This window comes from Micromonospora okii (genome assembly GCF_020884795.1).
In the GTDB taxonomy this organism is placed as follows: domain Bacteria; phylum Actinomycetota; class Actinomycetes; order Mycobacteriales; family Micromonosporaceae; genus Micromonospora; species Micromonospora okii.
This window is the reverse complement of sequence record NZ_BBZF01000014.1, coordinates 452,921-469,532: the sequence shown is the minus strand read 5'-3', so window position 1 is coordinate 469,532 and position 16,612 is coordinate 452,921. Positions and strand designations below refer to the sequence as shown.

General features: G+C 75.5%; 16 protein-coding genes and 1 tRNA gene. 13 read left to right on the top strand and 4 right to left on the bottom strand.

The window, feature by feature from the left end:
• Positions 1 to 140: 140 nt before the first annotated feature.
• The 9 genes from LPU43_RS08725 (at position 141) to LPU43_RS08685 (ending at position 8,591) form a co-directional block, all read left to right on the top strand.
• A complete protein-coding gene (locus LPU43_RS08725; protein WP_229399736.1) occupies positions 141 to 971 on the top strand; it encodes an LppU/SCO3897 family protein in 831 nt (276 codons plus the stop codon).
• Between the two features lie 396 nt (positions 972 to 1,367).
• On the top strand, positions 1,368 to 2,054 hold the full coding sequence (locus LPU43_RS08720; RefSeq protein WP_229399735.1) for a dienelactone hydrolase family protein: 687 nt from the start codon (positions 1,368 to 1,370) through the stop codon (positions 2,052 to 2,054).
• A 19-nt stretch (positions 2,055 to 2,073) separates the two neighbouring features.
• A complete protein-coding gene (locus LPU43_RS08715) occupies positions 2,074 to 2,787 on the top strand; it encodes a uracil-DNA glycosylase (RefSeq protein ID WP_229399893.1) in 714 nt (237 codons plus the stop codon).
• A 17-nt stretch (positions 2,788 to 2,804) separates the two neighbouring features.
• Positions 2,805 to 3,551 carry a DUF4129 domain-containing protein gene (locus LPU43_RS08710; protein WP_229399734.1) on the top strand — a complete coding sequence of 249 codons (747 nt, stop codon included), beginning with the start codon at positions 2,805 to 2,807 and terminating at the stop codon, positions 3,549 to 3,551.
• Positions 3,548 to 4,129, top strand: a complete 582-nt coding sequence (locus LPU43_RS08705; RefSeq protein WP_229399733.1) for a hypothetical protein — start codon at positions 3,548 to 3,550, stop codon at positions 4,127 to 4,129. The genes LPU43_RS08710 and LPU43_RS08705 overlap by 4 nt, the downstream gene beginning before the upstream one ends.
• Positions 4,129 to 5,136, top strand: coding sequence for an AAA family ATPase (locus tag LPU43_RS08700; RefSeq protein ID WP_229399732.1), 1,008 nt, complete (start codon positions 4,129 to 4,131; stop codon positions 5,134 to 5,136). Before LPU43_RS08705 ends, LPU43_RS08700 begins: the two co-directional genes overlap by 1 nt.
• The gene (locus LPU43_RS08695) at positions 5,133 to 6,509 is read left to right on the top strand and encodes a DUF58 domain-containing protein (protein ID WP_229399892.1); all 1,377 of its coding nucleotides are present in this window, start codon (positions 5,133 to 5,135) and stop codon (positions 6,507 to 6,509) included. Before LPU43_RS08700 ends, LPU43_RS08695 begins: the two co-directional genes overlap by 4 nt.
• Positions 6,510 to 6,609: 100 nt before the next feature.
• Positions 6,610 to 7,179, top strand: a complete 570-nt coding sequence (locus LPU43_RS08690; RefSeq protein ID WP_229399731.1) for a hypothetical protein — start codon at positions 6,610 to 6,612, stop codon at positions 7,177 to 7,179.
• A gap of 101 nt (positions 7,180 to 7,280) precedes the next feature.
• Positions 7,281 to 8,591, top strand: a complete 1,311-nt coding sequence (locus tag LPU43_RS08685) for an NAD(P)/FAD-dependent oxidoreductase (protein ID WP_229399730.1) — start codon at positions 7,281 to 7,283, stop codon at positions 8,589 to 8,591.
• A gap of 79 nt (positions 8,592 to 8,670) precedes the next feature.
• Here the strand turns inward: LPU43_RS08685 and LPU43_RS08680 are convergent, their stop codons facing one another.
• Positions 8,671 to 10,608: a hypothetical protein gene (locus LPU43_RS08680; RefSeq protein ID WP_305073733.1), complete on the bottom strand. Its 1,938-nt coding sequence runs from the start codon at positions 10,606 to 10,608 to the stop codon at positions 8,671 to 8,673.
• A gap of 100 nt (positions 10,609 to 10,708) precedes the next feature.
• Here LPU43_RS08680 and LPU43_RS08670 point away from each other — a divergent pair.
• The 4 genes from LPU43_RS08670 (at position 10,709) to LPU43_RS08655 (ending at position 13,126) form a co-directional block, all read left to right on the top strand.
• A tRNA-Leu gene (locus LPU43_RS08670) sits at positions 10,709 to 10,789 on the top strand.
• Between the two features lie 163 nt (positions 10,790 to 10,952).
• A complete protein-coding gene (locus LPU43_RS08665) occupies positions 10,953 to 11,768 on the top strand; it encodes a Bax inhibitor-1/YccA family protein (protein WP_229399729.1) in 816 nt (271 codons plus the stop codon).
• A gap of 249 nt (positions 11,769 to 12,017) precedes the next feature.
• A complete protein-coding gene (locus LPU43_RS08660; protein WP_229399728.1) occupies positions 12,018 to 12,776 on the top strand; it encodes a Bax inhibitor-1/YccA family protein in 759 nt (252 codons plus the stop codon).
• Between the two features lie 29 nt (positions 12,777 to 12,805).
• A complete protein-coding gene (locus LPU43_RS08655) occupies positions 12,806 to 13,126 on the top strand; it encodes a hypothetical protein (protein WP_229399727.1) in 321 nt (106 codons plus the stop codon).
• Positions 13,127 to 13,190: 64 nt separating this feature from the next.
• Here LPU43_RS08655 and LPU43_RS08650 read toward each other — a convergent pair whose 3' ends face one another.
• The 3 genes from LPU43_RS08650 to LPU43_RS08640 form a co-directional block, all read right to left on the bottom strand.
• Positions 13,191 to 14,453: an acetyl-CoA C-acetyltransferase gene (locus LPU43_RS08650; protein WP_229399726.1), complete on the bottom strand. Its 1,263-nt coding sequence runs from the start codon at positions 14,451 to 14,453 to the stop codon at positions 13,191 to 13,193.
• Positions 14,454 to 14,626: 173 nt separating this feature from the next.
• Positions 14,627 to 15,442, bottom strand: a complete 816-nt coding sequence (locus LPU43_RS08645; RefSeq protein WP_229399890.1) for an SGNH/GDSL hydrolase family protein — start codon at positions 15,440 to 15,442, stop codon at positions 14,627 to 14,629.
• Positions 15,439 to 16,509, bottom strand: coding sequence for an SGNH/GDSL hydrolase family protein (locus LPU43_RS08640; protein ID WP_373321672.1), 1,071 nt, complete (start codon positions 16,507 to 16,509; stop codon positions 15,439 to 15,441). Before LPU43_RS08640 ends, LPU43_RS08645 begins: the two co-directional genes overlap by 4 nt.
• Positions 16,510 to 16,612: the final 103 nt, after the last annotated feature.

The window sequence follows — 16,612 nt, the reverse complement described above, 5'->3', positions numbered from 1 at the left end:
ACTTCCCTGAAGTTGCGAGAACCGGTGCGGCCCATGAGGTCGCGGAAATTGGCTGAACGGACGAGCCTTCCGGGACAACGTCTTTCGATCATGGTCGCTACGGTGTCGCCTGCTCGTTGACTCGCCCGGAAGGAACCTCAGTGCCAGAGCAGGTCGCCCCGCCCCCCGCCCCGCAGTCCCCGGACGCGCCGCGACCCACCGACCCGCCCGCCGCCGAGGGAGCCGAGGAGCCAGCGACCGAGAAGCCAGCGAGCGAGAAGCCAGCGAGCGAGGAGCCGACGAGCGACAAACCGACCTCCGAGGAGCCGACGAGCGGCAAGCCGGCGACCGAGAAGCCGACGAGCGCGGAACCGGCGGCCGACGAGGCGACGTGCGCGGAACCGGCGGCCGAGGGTCCGGCGGCCGACGAGGCGACGAGCGCGGAACCGGCGGCCGAGGGGCCGGTGGCCGGCGCGACGCCACCGGCGGGGGAGGACGACCCCGAGGCCGACGGGTCCCAGGCGGATACCGGCGAGGCCGAGCAGCCCGAGACGGAGCAGCCCGAGACGGAGCAGGCGGAGGCGGAGGAGCCCGAGCCCCGGCGCTCGGCGGCCCGCAAGGTGCTCGGGGTCGTCGCCGCGCTGCTCGCCGTCGGGGTGGTGGCGGCGCTCAAGTTCGGCCTCGGCGCGAGCGTGGCGAACGCGCTGACCCCGGACGGCACGGCCAAGGCGAAGGCCGGCGACTGCCTCGCCGAGCTGCCGGACGTGGCGCAGGGCGAGAGCAGGGACGCCCGTGGGGCCGAGGTGGTCGCCTGCACGTCGACCGAGGCGGTGTACACGGTGGTCGGACGGGTGGACGGGCAGACCGAGGCCGAGGCGCGCACGGGCCGCTCCTGCGAGCAGTTCCTCAAGCCGGAGCAGGAGGGCTACTTCTTCTACAACATCAAGCCGGGCAGCACCGGCTACCTGCTCTGTCTCATCCGGCGGGCCTGACCGGCCCGGTACGACGTGCCGGGCCCGGACCCGAACGGGCCCGGCGCCGGGTGCCGGCGGCGGCGGGGAGGCAACCGCGCCGCCGCCGGCCTGCCCGGGGCGGGTCGGCGACCGCGCCAGGTGGGCAGCCTGGCGACCGCGCCAAGTGTGGCGGCCCGTCGACCGCGCCAGGTGGGCAGCCCGGCGATCGCGCCGAGCGGGCAGCCCGGCGACCGCGCCAAGCGGGCAGCCCGGCGGGACAGACGGCGACATACCAGCAGTGACCGGTCGGGAAACAGGAGGTGAAGGCCACTGTTCCGGCGTCTTCCCGGCGGCGGGCGCGGCGTGGCAGGCTACCGGCACGTAGGAACACCCTGCGACCAGCCAACGATGACTGACCGCTAGGAGGACGGGCCGATGGGCGAGATGGTGAGCTTCGCCAGCAACGGAGGGACGAGCGAGGGGTATCTCGCGATACCCTCCAGCGGTGCGGCCAGCCCGGCGGTCATCGTCATCCAGGACTGGTGGGGCCTCGTCCCCCACATCCGGTCGGTCGTCGACCGGTTCGCCGACGCGGGCTTCGTCGCCCTCGCCCCGGACTTCCGGCACGGCCAGCCGGCCAGCCGGCCCAGTGAGCCCCGGCAGATGTTGAACAGCGGGCAGATGGACGAGGCGGCGGCGGACATCGCCGTCGCGGCGGAGTACCTGGCCGGGCGGCCCGAGGTCGCCGACAAGGTCGGCTGCGCCGGGTTCTGCGCCGGCGCCAGCCTGGCCCTCTGGGCGGCCGGCCGCTCCGAGCGGATCGTCGCCACCGCCGCCTTCTACCCCCGGCTGCCCTGGGACGGGATGACCCCCGAGTGGGACGGGTACGCGGGCAAGGCCGCCGTCATCCACTGCTCGGAGGCGGACGGCACCTCCACGGCCGACGGCGTGCAGACCGTCCGCCGGGCCGTCGAGAACGCGGGCGGCACCTGCCAGACGTACGACTACGCGGGCACCGCGCACGCCTTCTTCAACGAGGACCGGCCGGAGAACTACGACCAGCGGGCCGCCGCCACGGCCTGGGCCCGCACCCTCGAACTGTTCCGGGCGAAACTTGGCTGAGCCCCGTACCCCCGGTGAGGTGGTCGCCCGCGCCGCGCGGGCGACCGACCTGGCCGACCTCGACGGCGCGGTCAGCGACTGCTTCGCCTGCCCCCGCCTGGTCGCCTGGCGGGAGGAGGTGGCCCGGACGAAGCGGGCGGCCTTCCGCGACCAGGAGTACTGGGGGCGGCCGGTGCCCGGCCTCGGCACCTCCGACGCGCGCATCGGCATCCTCGGGCTGGCCCCCGCCGCGCACGGCGGCAACCGCACCGGGCGCATCTTCACCGGCGACCGCTCCGGCGACGTGCTCTTCGCCGCGCTGCACCGCGCCGGCCTGGCCAACCAGCCGACCAGCGTGGCCGCCGACGACGGGCTCGCCCTGCGCGACACCCGGATCTTCGCCGCCGTGCGCTGCGCGCCGCCGGACAACAAGCCCACCCCGGCCGAGCGGGACACCTGCGCGCCGTGGCTGCACCGCGAGGTGGCGCTGATCCGGCCCACGCTGCGCGTCGTGGTCGCCCTGGGCGCGTTCGCCTGGGCGGCGTGGTGGCCGACGCTGCGCGAGGTGTACGGCGTCCGGCCGCCCAGCCCGCGACCGGCGTTCGGCCATGGGGCACACTGGTCCGGCACGACCGCACCGGCGCTGCTGGGGTGTTACCACGTCAGCCAGCAGAACACGTTCACCGGGCGGTTGACCCCGGGGATGCTGGACGACGTGTTCGCCCGGGCGAAGCAGTTGGCCGGAGTGGACTGACGCGTGGGGCGGTGGCGATGGACCTCGGCGTGCTGCGCAGGTGGTGGCCCGTCGGCGCGGTGACCGCCCTGCTCGCCGTCGCCGCGTTGGCCGCTGGCCACTCCTCGATCGGTGCCAGCCGTATCCCGCCGGCCGCCAAGAACATTCCGTACGCGCCGGAGTATCCGCCGGACGCTCCGCCGTCCATCCCGGTCGAGCCGCGCGACGCCGGGGAGGCCACCCGGTGGCAGTTCCCCGACTGGCTCGGCACCGCCGCGCTGGTCCTGCTCGGCCTCGCCGTCGCCGTCGCGCTCGGCTACGTGGGCTGGACGCTGCTGCGGGGCGCGGCCCGCCGCACGACCCGGGCGCTGCCGGTGGACCGGGCCCGGCGCACCGCCGAGGGCACCGCCCGCGAGGTGGTCGCGGCCCTGGACGCCGGCCTGGTCGAGCTGGACGACGCCGACGTCGACCCGCGCACCGCCGTCATCGCCTGCTGGGTGCGCCTCGAGGAGGCCGCCGCCGCGGCCGGGGTGGCCCGGAAGGTCGGCGACACCCCGACCGACCTGGTCACCCGCCTGCTGCGGGGCGACGCCGAGGCGGGCGTCCCCGCGATCGTGAGCGCCGACGTGCTGGCCGAGTTCGCCCACGTCTACCGGGAGGCCCGGTACGCCACCCGGCCCGTCGACGAGCGCACCCGCGACCAGGCCCGTGCCGCCCTGCGCCGGCTGCGCGGCGAGCTGACCGCCGTGGCCGCCGGCGCACCGTCGGGGGAGGCGTCGGCGTGAGCAGCAGCATCGAGGACCTGCTCGCCTTCGACGAGGAGCCCGCCGCGCGGGAGGGGGCCCGCCGGGGCGGGCGGGTCAAGGCCCTGCTGAAGACCCTCGCGGTCGCCGGCGCGCTGGCGGCGGTGGTGCTCGCCGGGCTGCGCGCAGTCGGGCTCCAGGTCTCGGTGTGGGTGGTCGTCGCCGGGGCGCTCGCCCTGCTCGCCGTCCGCCGGGTCACCGCCGCGCTCTCCCCGCCGCCCCCGCCCCGGGCCGGGGCCCGGACGCCCACGGGCGAGGAGGACGGCCAGTACCACTGGGGCGCCCGGGACGCGCTGCGCGCCGCGATCAACGGCTGGGAACGGCCGCTGGACTGGTCGGGAGGCAACCCGGAGCGGTTCGCCGAACGCATCCTGCCCCGCCTCGGCGAGCTGGCCGACGAGCGCCTGCGCCAGCGGCACGGCGTGACCCGCGAGACCGAGCCGGCCCGCGCCCGGGCGCTGCTGGGGGACCGGCTCTGGACCTTCCTCGACACCCCACCCCGCCGCACCCCGTCGCCGCGCGACCTCGCGGCGATCGTCGCCGAACTGGAGAAGATCTGATGAAGGACGTGGACCCGACCGTGCCCGCCGCCGAGGTCGGCCGCCTGGCCCGGGCGGTGCTGGACGCGGTCGGCTCGGTCGTGGTCGGCAAGCGGGACGCCCTGGAGCTGGTCCTCGCCGGCATCCTGGCCGGCGGCCACGTGCTGCTGGAGGACCTGCCCGGGCTGGGCAAGACGCTGACCGCCCGCTCCTTCGCCCAGGCCCTCGGGCTGGACTTCCGCCGGCTCCAGTTCACCCCCGACCTGCTGCCCGCCGACGTGACCGGCTCCTTCCTGTACGACCAGCGCAGCGGCGACTTCTCGTTCCGCGCCGGCCCGCTCTTCACCAACCTGCTGCTCGCCGACGAGATCAACCGGACGCCGCCGAAGACCCAGTCGGCGCTGCTGGAGGCGATGCAGGAGAAGCAGGTCTCGGTGGAGGGCGTCACGTACCGGCTGGACGAGCCGTTCCACGTCCTGGCCACCGCCAACCCGATCGAGTACGAGGGGACGTACCCGCTGCCGGAGGCGCAGCTCGACCGCTTCCTGCTGCGGGTGTCGTTCGGCTACCCCGACCACGACGAGGAGTGGGAGGTGCTGCGCCGGCGGATCGGCCGCCGCCGCGAGGAGGCCGAGATCAAGCCGGTCGTCGACGCCGCCACCCTGCGGGGGATGCAGGCGGCGCTGGAGGACGTGGTGGTGGAGGACTCCGTCGGCCGGTACATCGTGGCGCTCACGGCGGCCACCCGGGAGCACCCGTCGGTGCTGGTCGGTGCGTCGCCGCGCGGCTCGCTGGCGCTGCTGCTGCTGGCCCGCGCCCGCGCGGTCCTCGCCGGCCGGGAGTACGTGGTGCCGGAGGACGTCAAGGACGTGGCCGCGCCCGCCCTGGCGCACCGGATCACGCTGCGCCCCGAGATGTGGCTGCGGCGGGTCGACCCGTCCTTCGTGGTCGGTGAGGTGCTCGACCAGACGCCGGCCCCGGCCAGCGGCGCCCTGCCGAGCCACGCCGCCGGTCGACCGGGGCACTGACGGCCGTGCCCACCTCCGAGGGGCAGGGGCCCGCGACGGGCTGGGCGCCCACCCGGGCGCTCGGCCGGGCGGTGCTGCTCACCGGCGTGCTGCTGATCGCCGGGGTGCTGCTCGGCCGGGTCGACCTGGTCGTCCTGGCCGTCCCGTTCGCGCTGGGCACCGCGTACGCGCTGCGCCGCCGGCCGACCGCCGGTCCGCAGCTCTGGGTCGCCGCCGACGACGGGCACCTCGTCGAGGGCGGCGAGTTCACGGGCACGGTCACGGTCGGCAACCCGGACACGGTCGGCTACGACGTGGCGGTGGTGCGCACCCGCGTCTCGCCCTGGCTGCCGGTGGAGCGGGCCAACATCGGCGGGGCCCGGGTGGACCTGTCGGGCAGCGGGGTGGACCGGCCGTTCGTGACCGTGGTCGACGCCGGCACCGCCGTCGACCTGGAGCTGGCCGGGAAGGCCCGGCGCTGGGGCCGGCACCCGGTCGGCCCGGCGGGCGCGCGGGTGGCCGCCGCCGGCGGCCTGCTGGTCTCCCGGGCCGCGTACGCCGAGCCGCTCCGGGTGCGGGTCTACCCGAGGACGGAGCCGTTCGAGGCGGTGGAGGCGATGCCCCGGGCGGCCGGCCTGGTCGGCGCGCACCACTCCCGCCGGCCGGGCGAGGGCGGCGAGCTGGCCGGCGTGCGGGTCTTCGGCCCCGGCGACCGGCTGCGCCGCATCGACTGGCGGGTGTCGCTGCGGGCCCGGCAACTGCACGTCGCGGCGACCCTCTCCGACCGGGACGCCGAGGTGGTGGTCCTGCTCGACGTGCTCGCCGAGGCGGGCCACTCCGGCGGCGTCGGCGGGGCCGCGTCGGTGCTGGACACCACCGTCCGGGCCGCCGCCGCGATCGGCGAGCACTACCTGCACCGGGGCGACCGGGTGTCGCTGCTGGAGTACGGGCCGGCGGCCCGCCGGCTGCGCCCCGCCACCGGCCGGCGGCAGTACCTGACGCTGCTGGAGTGGCTGCTCGACGTGCGCGCCGAGGCGTCCACGCACGAGCCGTACGACCAGGTCTTCGGCCCGCACCTGCTCTCCTCGGACGCGCTCGTGGTGGTGCTCACGCCGCTGCTGGACGAGCGGTCCGCCCAGATGTTGGCCCGGATGGCCCGGTCCGGGCGGTTCGTGGTGGCCGTGGACACGCTCCCGGCCGACCTCCCGCCGCCCGGCCGGCAGGGCTGGGCCGAGGTGGCCTTCCGGCTGTGGCGGCTGGACCGGGACACGATGATCGGGCAGCTCCGCGAGCACGGCGTGCCCGTGGTCCGCTGGGCGGGCGCGGGCAGCCTGGACCAGGTGCTGCGCGACGTGGCCCGCCTCGCCACCGCCCCGAGGGCGGGCACGCGATGAGCGTCGGGCGCGCGGTGACGGGCGGGCACGCGGTGAGCGGCGGGCACGCGGTGACGGGCGGGCAAACGGTGACGGAAACGGCGACGGGAGGGCGGAACCGGTGAACCCGGTCGAGGCGGTGACCGAACGCGCCCGCGCCGCACGCTCGGCGGTGCACCGGGTCAGCGCGGTGCCGCTGCTGGTGCGCGGTGGGGTCTTCGTCACGGTGCTGGCGGGGCTGCTGCTGGCGTACCCGGCGCAGGTGCTCACCGGGCGGCCCCTGGCCGCCCTCGCGGTGGTGGCGCTGCTGCCGTCGCTGGGACCGGGCCGGGTGTGGTCCACCTTCGCGGCCCTGGTCACGGTGGGCGGCTGGCTGCTCGCCACCGAGGGGTACGACCGGCCGATCGCGCTGTGGCGGCTGCTCGCCGTGGCGGCGGCGCTCTACCTGGCCCACTCGCTGGCCGCGCTGGCGGCGCTGCTGCCGTACGACGCGGTGGTCGACCCGGAGCTGGTCGTGCGCTGGCTCACCCGGGCCGGCGCGGTGCTGCTCGCCTCGGCGGTGCTGGGGGTGCTGCTGATGCTGGTGGCCACCGTCGGTGGGGACCGCGGTTTCCTCGCCGCGACGATCGCGGGGCTGCTCGTCGCGGTCGCGCTCAGCGCGCTGCTGGGCTGGTTGTTCCGTCGCAGATAGCGGGACAAGGGTCACGTTGTGCAGCTCACAGCGCTTGTGCTCGGTCACAGAAGGGGGTCTCGGACGGGATTAGCCGAGCCGCCCGGGGAAAGATGGGAGACGTGAATCCGAAGCGGATCCTTGTCGTCGGTGCCGGGCACGTCGGTCTCTACGCCGCCCTGCGCCTGTCGAAGAAGCTCTCCTCGCGTGAGGCCGAGGTCGTCGTCGTCGACCCGCAGCCCCACATGACGTACCAGCCGTTCCTCCCGGAGGCGGCGGCCGGCAACATCTCCCCCCGGCACTCCGTGGTGCCGCTGCGGCGGGAGTTGCGGCGGTGCAAGGTGGTGGCGGGCACGGTCACGCGGATCGAGCACGACCGCAAGGTGGCCACGGTGCAGCCGATCAGCGGCCCGGCCCGGGAGATCCCCTACGACCACGTCGTGGTGGCCCCCGGCTCGGTGTCCCGCACGCTGCCGATCCCCGGCCTGCACGAGCAGGGCATCGGGTTCAAGACCATCGGCGAGGCCATCTACCTGCGCAACCACGTGCTGGACCGGCTCGACGTGGCGGCCGCCACGGCCGACCCGGTGGTCCGGCGCAGCGCACTGACCTTCACCTTCGTCGGCGGCGGCTACGCCGGCATCGAGGCGCTCGCCGAGATGGAGGACATGGCCCGGGACGCGCTGCGGTACTACCCGGAGCTGAAGCCGGAGGACATGCGCTGGGTGCTGGTCGAGGCCACCCAGCGGGTGCTTCCCGAGGTCGATCGGGACATGGGCGCCTACACGGTGCAGCAGTTGCTGAAGCGGAACATGGACGTCCGGCTGGACACCCGGCTGGAGTCCTGCGTGGACGGCGTGGTCACGCTCTCCGACGGCGACAGCTTCCGCTCCGACACCATCGTCTGGACGGCCGGCGTGAAGCCGTCGCCGATGCTGGACGCCACGGACTTCCCGCGCGACGAGCGCCGCCGGGTCACCTGCCTGCCGACGCTCCAGGTCGTCGACGGCGACCGGGTGGTCGAGGGCGCGTGGAGCGCGGGGGACTGCGCGGCGGTTCCGGACCTGACGAAGGAGCCGGGCAACTACTGCTCGCCGAGCGCCCAGCACGCGGTGCGCCAGGCCGCCCGGATGGCCGACAACATCGCCAACGTGATCCGCGGGCGGGAGCCGGTCGCCTACAAGCACAAGCACTCGGGCAGCGTCGCCAGCCTCGGCCTGCACAAGGGCGTCGCCCAGGTGTACGGCATCAAGATGACCGGCTGGCCGGCGTGGTTCATGCACCGGACGTACCACATGTCGCGCATCCCGTCGTTCAACCGCAAGGTCCGGGTCGTGGTCGACTGGACGCTGGCGTTCGTCCTCAAGCGCGAGGTGGTCGCCCTCGGCCAGCTCCACGACCCGCGCGAGGAGTTCGTGGAGGCCTCCCGGTAAGGAAGGGCCCCTTCCTAACCGTTTCGGTAGAGGAAGGGCCCCTTCCTAACAGGGCGTCCGCCGGGGCGCGGCGGCCGGCTCAGGCGGGCCGACGCCAGACCCAGGCGTCGGCGATCCGCTCGGACGGGCCGTAGAGCTGGTCCAGGACGGCCCGCAGGTCGTCGACGTACGGCGTGTTGTCGGCCACCACGAAGCAGGACGCGCCCCAGCTCTCGGCGTCCTGCGTCGCCTGCCACCGCTCCTGGTCCCCCACCACCGGCCGGCCGCCGCGCGTCGCCACCTCGGTGAGCAGGGCGGACGTGGGCCGTTTCCAGGTGCCCATGGCGGCGGTCCCGTCCTGGCCGTACGGGCCGATGAAGAAGCCCTCCGGCAGGCCGAAGGCCGCGTCGGCGGCGGCGGCCCAGCGCATCGGCCACGGCTCCTGGGGCGTGGGCAGCGGCACCGGCACCAGCACCCCGCCGGGCCGGACGCACTGCCGCCAGTGGCCGCCCGCGATGAACTCCGGCAGCGCCGGACGGGGGGCGGTGGGCAGCGGCGCGGGCAGGATCGGCAGCAGCGCGAGCCCCACCGCCGCCGGGACCAGCCAGCGGGCCGGCCCGGTGTGGCGCAGCGCCCGGTCGACGGCGAGCACGAGCAGCGTCGCGACGAGCGGCAGCACCGCCAGAGCGAACCGCATCGGCAGCGCGCCGTCGACCACGGGCACGCCGTCGAGCAGGGCGTACGGGCCGGACACGGTGGTCCGCTCACCATTGACGATCAGCTCGGGGCCGAGCGAGAGCGCCCCCATCGCCAGCGCCCCCACCGCACAGGCGACGGCCAGCGGGCGGCGGCCCAGCCAGACCGCGCAGCCGACGGCGACCACGAGCAGCGGCCAGCCGAAGAACGTGTTGTACTCCGCCGGCCCGGTGCTGAGCCGGGCCGCCTCGTCGCCGCCGAACAGCGACAGCGGGGAGACCGCCCACCAACTGGCGAGGTCGGCCGAGAAGTAGTACGGGCTGAACATCCCGTCCGCCACGCCCATCGGCCCGGCGAACTGGAACCACAGCGGGTACGCCAGCACGAGCGCCGCGAGCCCGGCGGCGAGCAGCATCCCCCCGGCGAAGCCCGGCAGGGCCCGGCGCAGCAGTCCCAGATCGGCCCCGGCGTACGCGACGGCCATCACCAGCAGCGTCAGCGCGCTGAGGAAGAGCACCTCCTCGCCGACGAAGACCTGGACGCTGACCACGGCGGCGAGGCCGAGGGCGGAGGTGAGCACCCGCCGCCGGTCCCGGCCGGTCCCGGCGCGGCCCGAATCGCCCGCGCGGGCCAGGGGGTCGCCCGCGCCGGCCAGGGGGTCGGCCGCGCGGGCGAGGGGGTCGGCCGCGCGCAGCAGCCGGACCACCAGCCAGATGATCACCGGCACCAGCCACTGGGCGGTCATGTGCAGGTGGCTGTTGGTCTGCGAGATCATCCCCGGCCCGAAGCCGCACAGCCCGGCCCCGAGCGCGGCGGCCAACCGGTGGGCGCCCAGGACGCGGACGAAGAGCAGGTGCCACGCGATTGCGGTGCCGGCCAGGTTGAGCCCGGCGAGCAGGGCGAAGGTGACCGGCGCGCCGAGCAGCAGGGTGACCGGGGCGAACAGCACGCCGAGTGCGATGACCGTGGTGTTGGCCATCATGTTCACCCCCTCGGGGGCGTTGAGCCGGTCGGTGAGCAGGCTGAAGTCGCCGAGCAGGGCCCGCGCGTCGACGGCCAGGAACCATTCGTAGAGGGCCTGGTCCGCCGGGTTGAGCGCCAGCACCCGGCCGGCCGGGTCCGGCCAGAGACCCCGGGTGATCCAGACCGCGAGGGCCAGGAAGAGCAGCGCGACGGGGAGGTCGTCCTCGTACCGGGCGGCGGCGCGCTGGAGCCGGGCCCACCGGGAACCGGACGCGGGCGGGTCGTCGGAGCCGAGGGCTTCGTCGGGGGCGGCGTCGAGGGCTTCGTCGGAAGCTGTGTCGGGGGCGGCGTCGGGGGCCGGGGGGGCTGCGCTGCTCACGCACTGACCCTAGTGCCGGGAGCGCCGGCGGGGTACGCCCTACTGTCGCGAAACCGCTACGGTGACAACTGCACGGGCGCGCGGCGACGCGCGTCCGCCCGCCCGGGTGGTGGAACGGCAGACACGGCCGCCTTAAAAGCGGCTGCCGCAAGGCGTGCGGGTTCGACCCCCGCCCCGGGCACGCGAGGACAGGCCGGCGACGAGCCCACGGCAGCGCCGTCGGGCGGGCCGGAGCGGCACACTCTCAGCTTCCCTTCAGCTTGACGATCACCGGGGATTCGTCCCCGGGCCGTACCCTGGAAGGGCACGTACCTGTGCGACGACCCCCTGAGGGAGGCCAGACAGTGAAGACTTCGAACCCGGTGCTCTCCCGGCTCGGCCAGGCGGCCGAGCGGGAACGGGCCACCGGGTACGCCCCGCCCGGGCCCTACGGGCAGCCCGGCTACCCACAGCAGTACCCGGGCGCGACCGGCTACCCGGCCGCTCCGCCCAGCGTCACGCCGATGTCGATCGACGACGTGGTGGTCAAGACCGTCACGCTGCTCGGCATCCTCGGCGTGTCCGCCGCCGCCGCCTGGGTGCTGGTCCCGGACGCCCTGCTCGGCGTCGCCTGGATCGGCGCGGCGGTGGTCGGCCTGGTGCTCGGCCTGATCATCTCGTTCTCCCGGATGGCGAACCCGGCGCTGGTCGTCGCGTACGCCGTCGTCGAGGGCGTCTTCGTCGGCATGGTCAGCAAGACGTTCAACTCGCTCTACGACGGCATCGTGCTCCAGGCCGTGGTGGCGAGCTTCGGCGTGTTCTTCCTGATGGCCATGCTCTACAAGGCGCGGGTCATCCGGGCCACCCCGAAGTTCGTCCGGGGCATGGTCGCGATCATGGCCGGCCTCTTCGCGGTGATGCTGATCAACCTGGTGCTGGCGCTCTTCGGCGTCAACACGGGCCTGCGCGACGGCAGCCCCCTGGCGATCAGCTTCAGCCTGGTCTGCATCGTGGTCGCGTCGCTGAGCTTCGTGCTGAGCTTCGCGGAGATCGAGGAGGGCGTCCGGATGGGGCTGCCCCAGCGCTACTCCTGGACGGCCGCGTTCGGCATCCTGGTCAGCCTGGTCTGGCTCTACATCGAGATCCTGCGCCTGCTGAGCTACTTCCAGGGCGACGACTGACGCCCGTCGCCGACGGCGCCCGCCCCGCGATCGACGCGGCGGCGGGCGCCGTCGTTTAGGCCCCGCCCGCCGCCCGCCAGGCCCGCCTGCCAGGCCCGCCACCGCCCAGGGCCGCCACCGCCCAGGCCCGCCGCCCGCCCAGGCCCGTCGGCCTCGGCCCGCCGCCGACCGGGGCCGGCGTTTGTCCGCCGCCGCCGACCAGGCCGGGGGAGAGTGACTGCGAGGGGTACGTCGGCGGAGGGGGTGACGGTGCGCAGTGCCAACCCGGTGCTGACCCGGCTGGACGACACCCGCCGGCGGGAACGCCAGGTGCTCGGGGTGGGCGACGCCGACGCGATGACCGTCGACGACGTGGTGGCGCGTACCGTCGGGTTGCTCCTGCTCACCCTCGCCACGGCGGCGGTGGCCTGGTTCGTGGTCCCGCAGGCGGTCTGGAACTCCGCCGCGCTGGCCGGCTCGGCGCTGGCCGTGCTCGCCCTGGCGCTGGTCATCTCGCTGCGCGGCAGCACCAACCCGGCCCTGATCGCCGGGTACGCGGTGCTCCAGGGGCTGCTGCTCGGGGTGGCGAGCCGGGCGTTCGAGCTGGTCTACCCGGGGATCGTGGTGCAGGCCGTGGCGGGCACGGCCGGTGTCTTCATCGGCATGGCGCTGCTGTACCGGGCGCGGGTGGTGCGGGCCACCCCCCGGCTGGCCCGGCTGGTGGCGGGCACGCTCCTGGGGATCCTCGCGATCAGCGTGGTGAACCTGGTCGCCTACCTGCTCACCGGCCGGCAGGGCCTGGAGGTCTACAGCCTCACCGCCGGGGTCGGCTGGCTGCCGTACGTCTTCTCGGTGGTGGCGATCCTGGCCGGCGCGTTCAGCTTCGTCCTCGACTTCGACCTGATCGAGCGGTCCGTCCGGGCGGGCCTGCCCCGCCGGTACGCGTGGTACTGCGCATTCGGGCTGGTAGCCGGCCTGATCTTCCTCTACTGGCAGCTCCTGCGCCTGCTCAGCTACCTGCGCCGCTGACCGGGCGGGTGTCTCCTAGACTCGGCGCGGTGAGCGCAGCGGAACTGGGCCGTACGGTGGAACTGCTGGTCCGTCAGGTCGGGCACTGGCAGCCGCCGCGCTGGGCGGCGACCGCCGAGGGCGGCAACGTGTCCCGGGCCGACCTGGTGCACCGGCTAGTGCAGGAGATCGCGAACCTGGGGGCCGACGCCGAGGGGCTGACCCGTCGGTCGGTGCCCCGCCTCGACAACGACCTCGCCCTGCCCGACCAGCTCCGGGTGGTCGCCGCCGACCTGCTGGCCGCCGACCCGCCCGCCGGGGCCCTGGAGCGGGCCGCCGCCGAGGTGACGGCGACCCGCAGGGCGCTCTGACGGGCGGCCCGAACCGGGGGCCGGGCCGCCGGCCCCGGCGCGGCCGGGCCGGTGGCGCGGCGGCTCAGCTCAGGCGTTCGAGGACCATGGCCATGCCCTGGCCGCCGCCGACGCACATGGTCTCCAGGCCGATGCTCTTGTCGTGCCACTCCAGGGCGTTGAGCAGCGTGCCGGTGATCCGGGCGCCGGTCATGCCGAACGGGTGGCCGACGGCGATCGCCCCGCCCATCACGTTCAGCTTCTCCTCGGGGATGCCGAGCTGCCGGTAGGAGGGGATGACCTGGGCGGCGAACGCCTCGTTGATCTCGACGAGGTCGACGTCGTCGATGGTCATCCCGGCCCGCGTGAGCGCCTGCTTCGACGCCTCGACGGGGCCGAGGCCCATGATCTCGGGGGAGAGGGCGGTCACGCCGGTGGAGACGATCCGGGCCAGCGGGGTGAGGCCGAGGTCCCGGGCGCGCTGGGCGCTCATGATCACCACGGCCGCCGCGCCGTCGTTGAGCGGGCAGCAGTTGCCGGCGGTGATCCGGCCGTCCGGGCGGAACACCGGCTTGAGCCCGGCCACGCCCTCCAGGGTCACCCCGGGGCGCGGGCCGTCGTCGGCGCTGACCACGGTGCCGTCCGGCGTGGTGACCGGGGTGATCTCCCGGGCCCAGAAGCCGTCGGCGATCGCCTTCTCGGCGAGGTTCTGGCTGCGCACGCCGAAGGCGTCCATGTCGGCGCGGCTCACGTCGTACGCCTGGGCCAGGTTCTCGGCGGTCTGCCCCATGGTCAGGTAGATGTCGGGCAGCTCGCCGGCCTCACGCGGGTCGGTCCACGTCTCCGCGCCGCCCTGGGCGCGGCGCTGCGAGCGCTCCCGCGCGGCGGCGAAGCGCGGGTTCTCCCAGCCGCCGCCGACCAGCTCCTGCGCCTGCGGCGGCAGCGCGTCGGAGTTGCCGCGCGCGTACCGGGAGACGGTCTCCACCCCGGCGGAGACGAACACGTCGCCCTCGCCGGCCCGGATCGCGTGCATCGCCATCCGGGTGGTCTGCAAGGAGGAGGCGCAGTAGCGGGTCAGGGTGGCGCCGGGCAGGCCGTCCAGGCCGAGCAGGGTGGCGACCACCCGCGCCATGTTGAAGCCCTGCTCGCCGCCGGGCAGGCCGCAGCCGAGGTAGAGGTCGTCGATCTCGGTGGGGTCGAGCTGGGGAACCTTCTCCAGGGCGGCCCGGACGATGGTGGCGGCCAGGTCGTCGGGGCGCACGTTGCGCAGGGAACCCTTGTGTGCCCGGCCGATGGGGGAGCGGGCGGTGGCGACGATGACGGCGTCGCGGGACGGCTCAGTCGACATGAACCAACGTTAACTCGCCGGTAACTTGGGGCGGAAGGAGCCCCACCGGCGGCCCGGTCGATCGCCTCCATGTCGGCGACGGCTGATCGCTCCGTGTCGGCGACATGGCGGCATCCGTGGCCCGGGGATGCCCCCACCTCGCTGACACGGGAGATGTCGTCTCCCGGCGGGCCTCAGTGGGGAGAGGTCACGTTCGCGGCGGCGGCGACGGCGGGCAGCAGCGCGTGCGCCCAGACCCGGTACCCGTCGGCGGAGGGGTGGAAGCCGTCGTGGCAGAGCGTGCCGGCGTCGGCCCGGAACACCGGCCCGGTCTCGGCGCACAGGTCGACCACGGTGGCCCCGGCGTCGAGCGAGGCGGCGGTCTGCGCCCGCGCGATCCGCCGGCCGGACCAGCCGACCACCTGTCGCAGCGGCGGCGCGAGCGCCCGCGCCGCGCCGAGGTCGGGGCAGGTGCCGACGACGACCTCCACGTCGGCCTCGCGCAGCCGGCGCACCGCCGCGCCCAGGTAGGCCGCCGCCTCCGCCGGCCGGCGCAGCGCGGTGGCGTCGTTCGCGCCGATCAGCACCACCGCCACGTCGGGGCGCGGGCCGAGCAGGGCCCGGGCCACCTGGGTCGCCAGGTCGGTGGAGCGGGAGCCGGAGACCCCCACGCTGGACAGGTGCACCTGGCGGCCCGCCGGCCCCTCGGCGAGCAGGTTGGCGAGCTGGCCGCCGACGGTGTCGCCGAGCCGGCCCACCCCCACCCCGAGGGAGGAGGAGTCGCCGAGCAGGACCAGCCGCAGCGGCGGCGCGCCGACCCGCCCGATCGTGGCCCGCAGGGCCAGCCCCAGCTCCGGCTGGGCGTACGGGCGGTGGCGGGCGACGAATGCCTCCCCGACGAGGACGGCCGCACCGCCGATCGTCCCGGCGATCAGGGACAGGGCGGCGGCCCGGCCCAGCCGGACGGCGACCTGCGTGCCCTCGCCCTGCCTCCCGCTGCGCTCGCTCATGGCCGTCCCTCCAGGGTGGGTGAGTCGGCGGCCGGGCCGGGTTGCGGCACCGCGCCGACGCCGAAGAAGCCCCGCCTGCGCAGTTGCGCCCACCGCCCGGCCGGGCCGCGGTCGCGCCCCCGGACCTGGGCGGCACTCACCTCCGTGCCGGCGTGCCGGGCCGCCTCCTGCGCGGCCTCCGGCAGCGACCGTACGCCTTCGGCGGCGGTGAGGCCAGAGCCACGTTCCTGGCCGCCGCCGAGCGCGGAGAGCACCGTCGGCAGCAGCGCGGCGGCGGCCATCGCGTACCCCTCAGCCGAGGGGTGGAAGCGGTCCCAGGCGAACATCCGGAGCGGGTCGGCGGCGAACCGGGGGCCGAGCATGTCGCCGAGGGAGACCGTCCGGCCGCCCGCCTCGACCACGGCAACCGTCTGCGCGGCGGCGAGCTGCCGGCTCCACCGCCGGGCCAGCCAGCGCAGCGGCGGGTGGATCGGCTGGATCGTGCCGAGGTCGGGGCAGGTGCCGACCACGACCTCGCAGCCGGCCCCGCGCAGCGCGCGGACCGCGTCGACCAGGTGGCGCACGGCCAGCCCCGGCGGGGTGCGGTTGGTGATGTCGTTGCCGCCGACCAGGATCACCGCGACGTCCGGTTCGACCTCCAGCGCGGCCTCCACCTGCGGCCTCAGCCCGGGGGAGATCGTGCCCACCACGGCGAACCGGTGCAGCCGCACCGGCCGGCGCAGCCGCCGGGACAGCCCGGTGGCCAGCAGCGCGCCCGGCGTCTCCCGGCGGCGGTGCACGCCGTAACCGGCGGCGACCGAGTCGCCGAGGACGACCACGGTCAGCGGCGGGCCGGGGAACTTCGGGCCGTAGACGCCGTCGCAGCGGGGCGGGGGCGCCTCGGCCGTCGGGATGGTGCGCCGGGCCTGCCTGGCTTGGCCGATCAGGACGCCGGTGGTCGCCACGGCCGCGGCGGCGGTGGCGCCCGTGCCGATCGCCGCGACGAGGGCGGCCCGCCTGGCGCGCTGCCAGCGCGGGCCGAGCTGCCCGTGCGGAACGAACGGCACGACCGGACCAGCACTCCCCATACCCCGACATTATCGCGCCGTCACGACGCTTCGCTGTCGTCGAGCCGGCCGCCGGACGGCTGGGACCCGACCGTTTCGGGTACCACTTGCGTGGACACCGCAA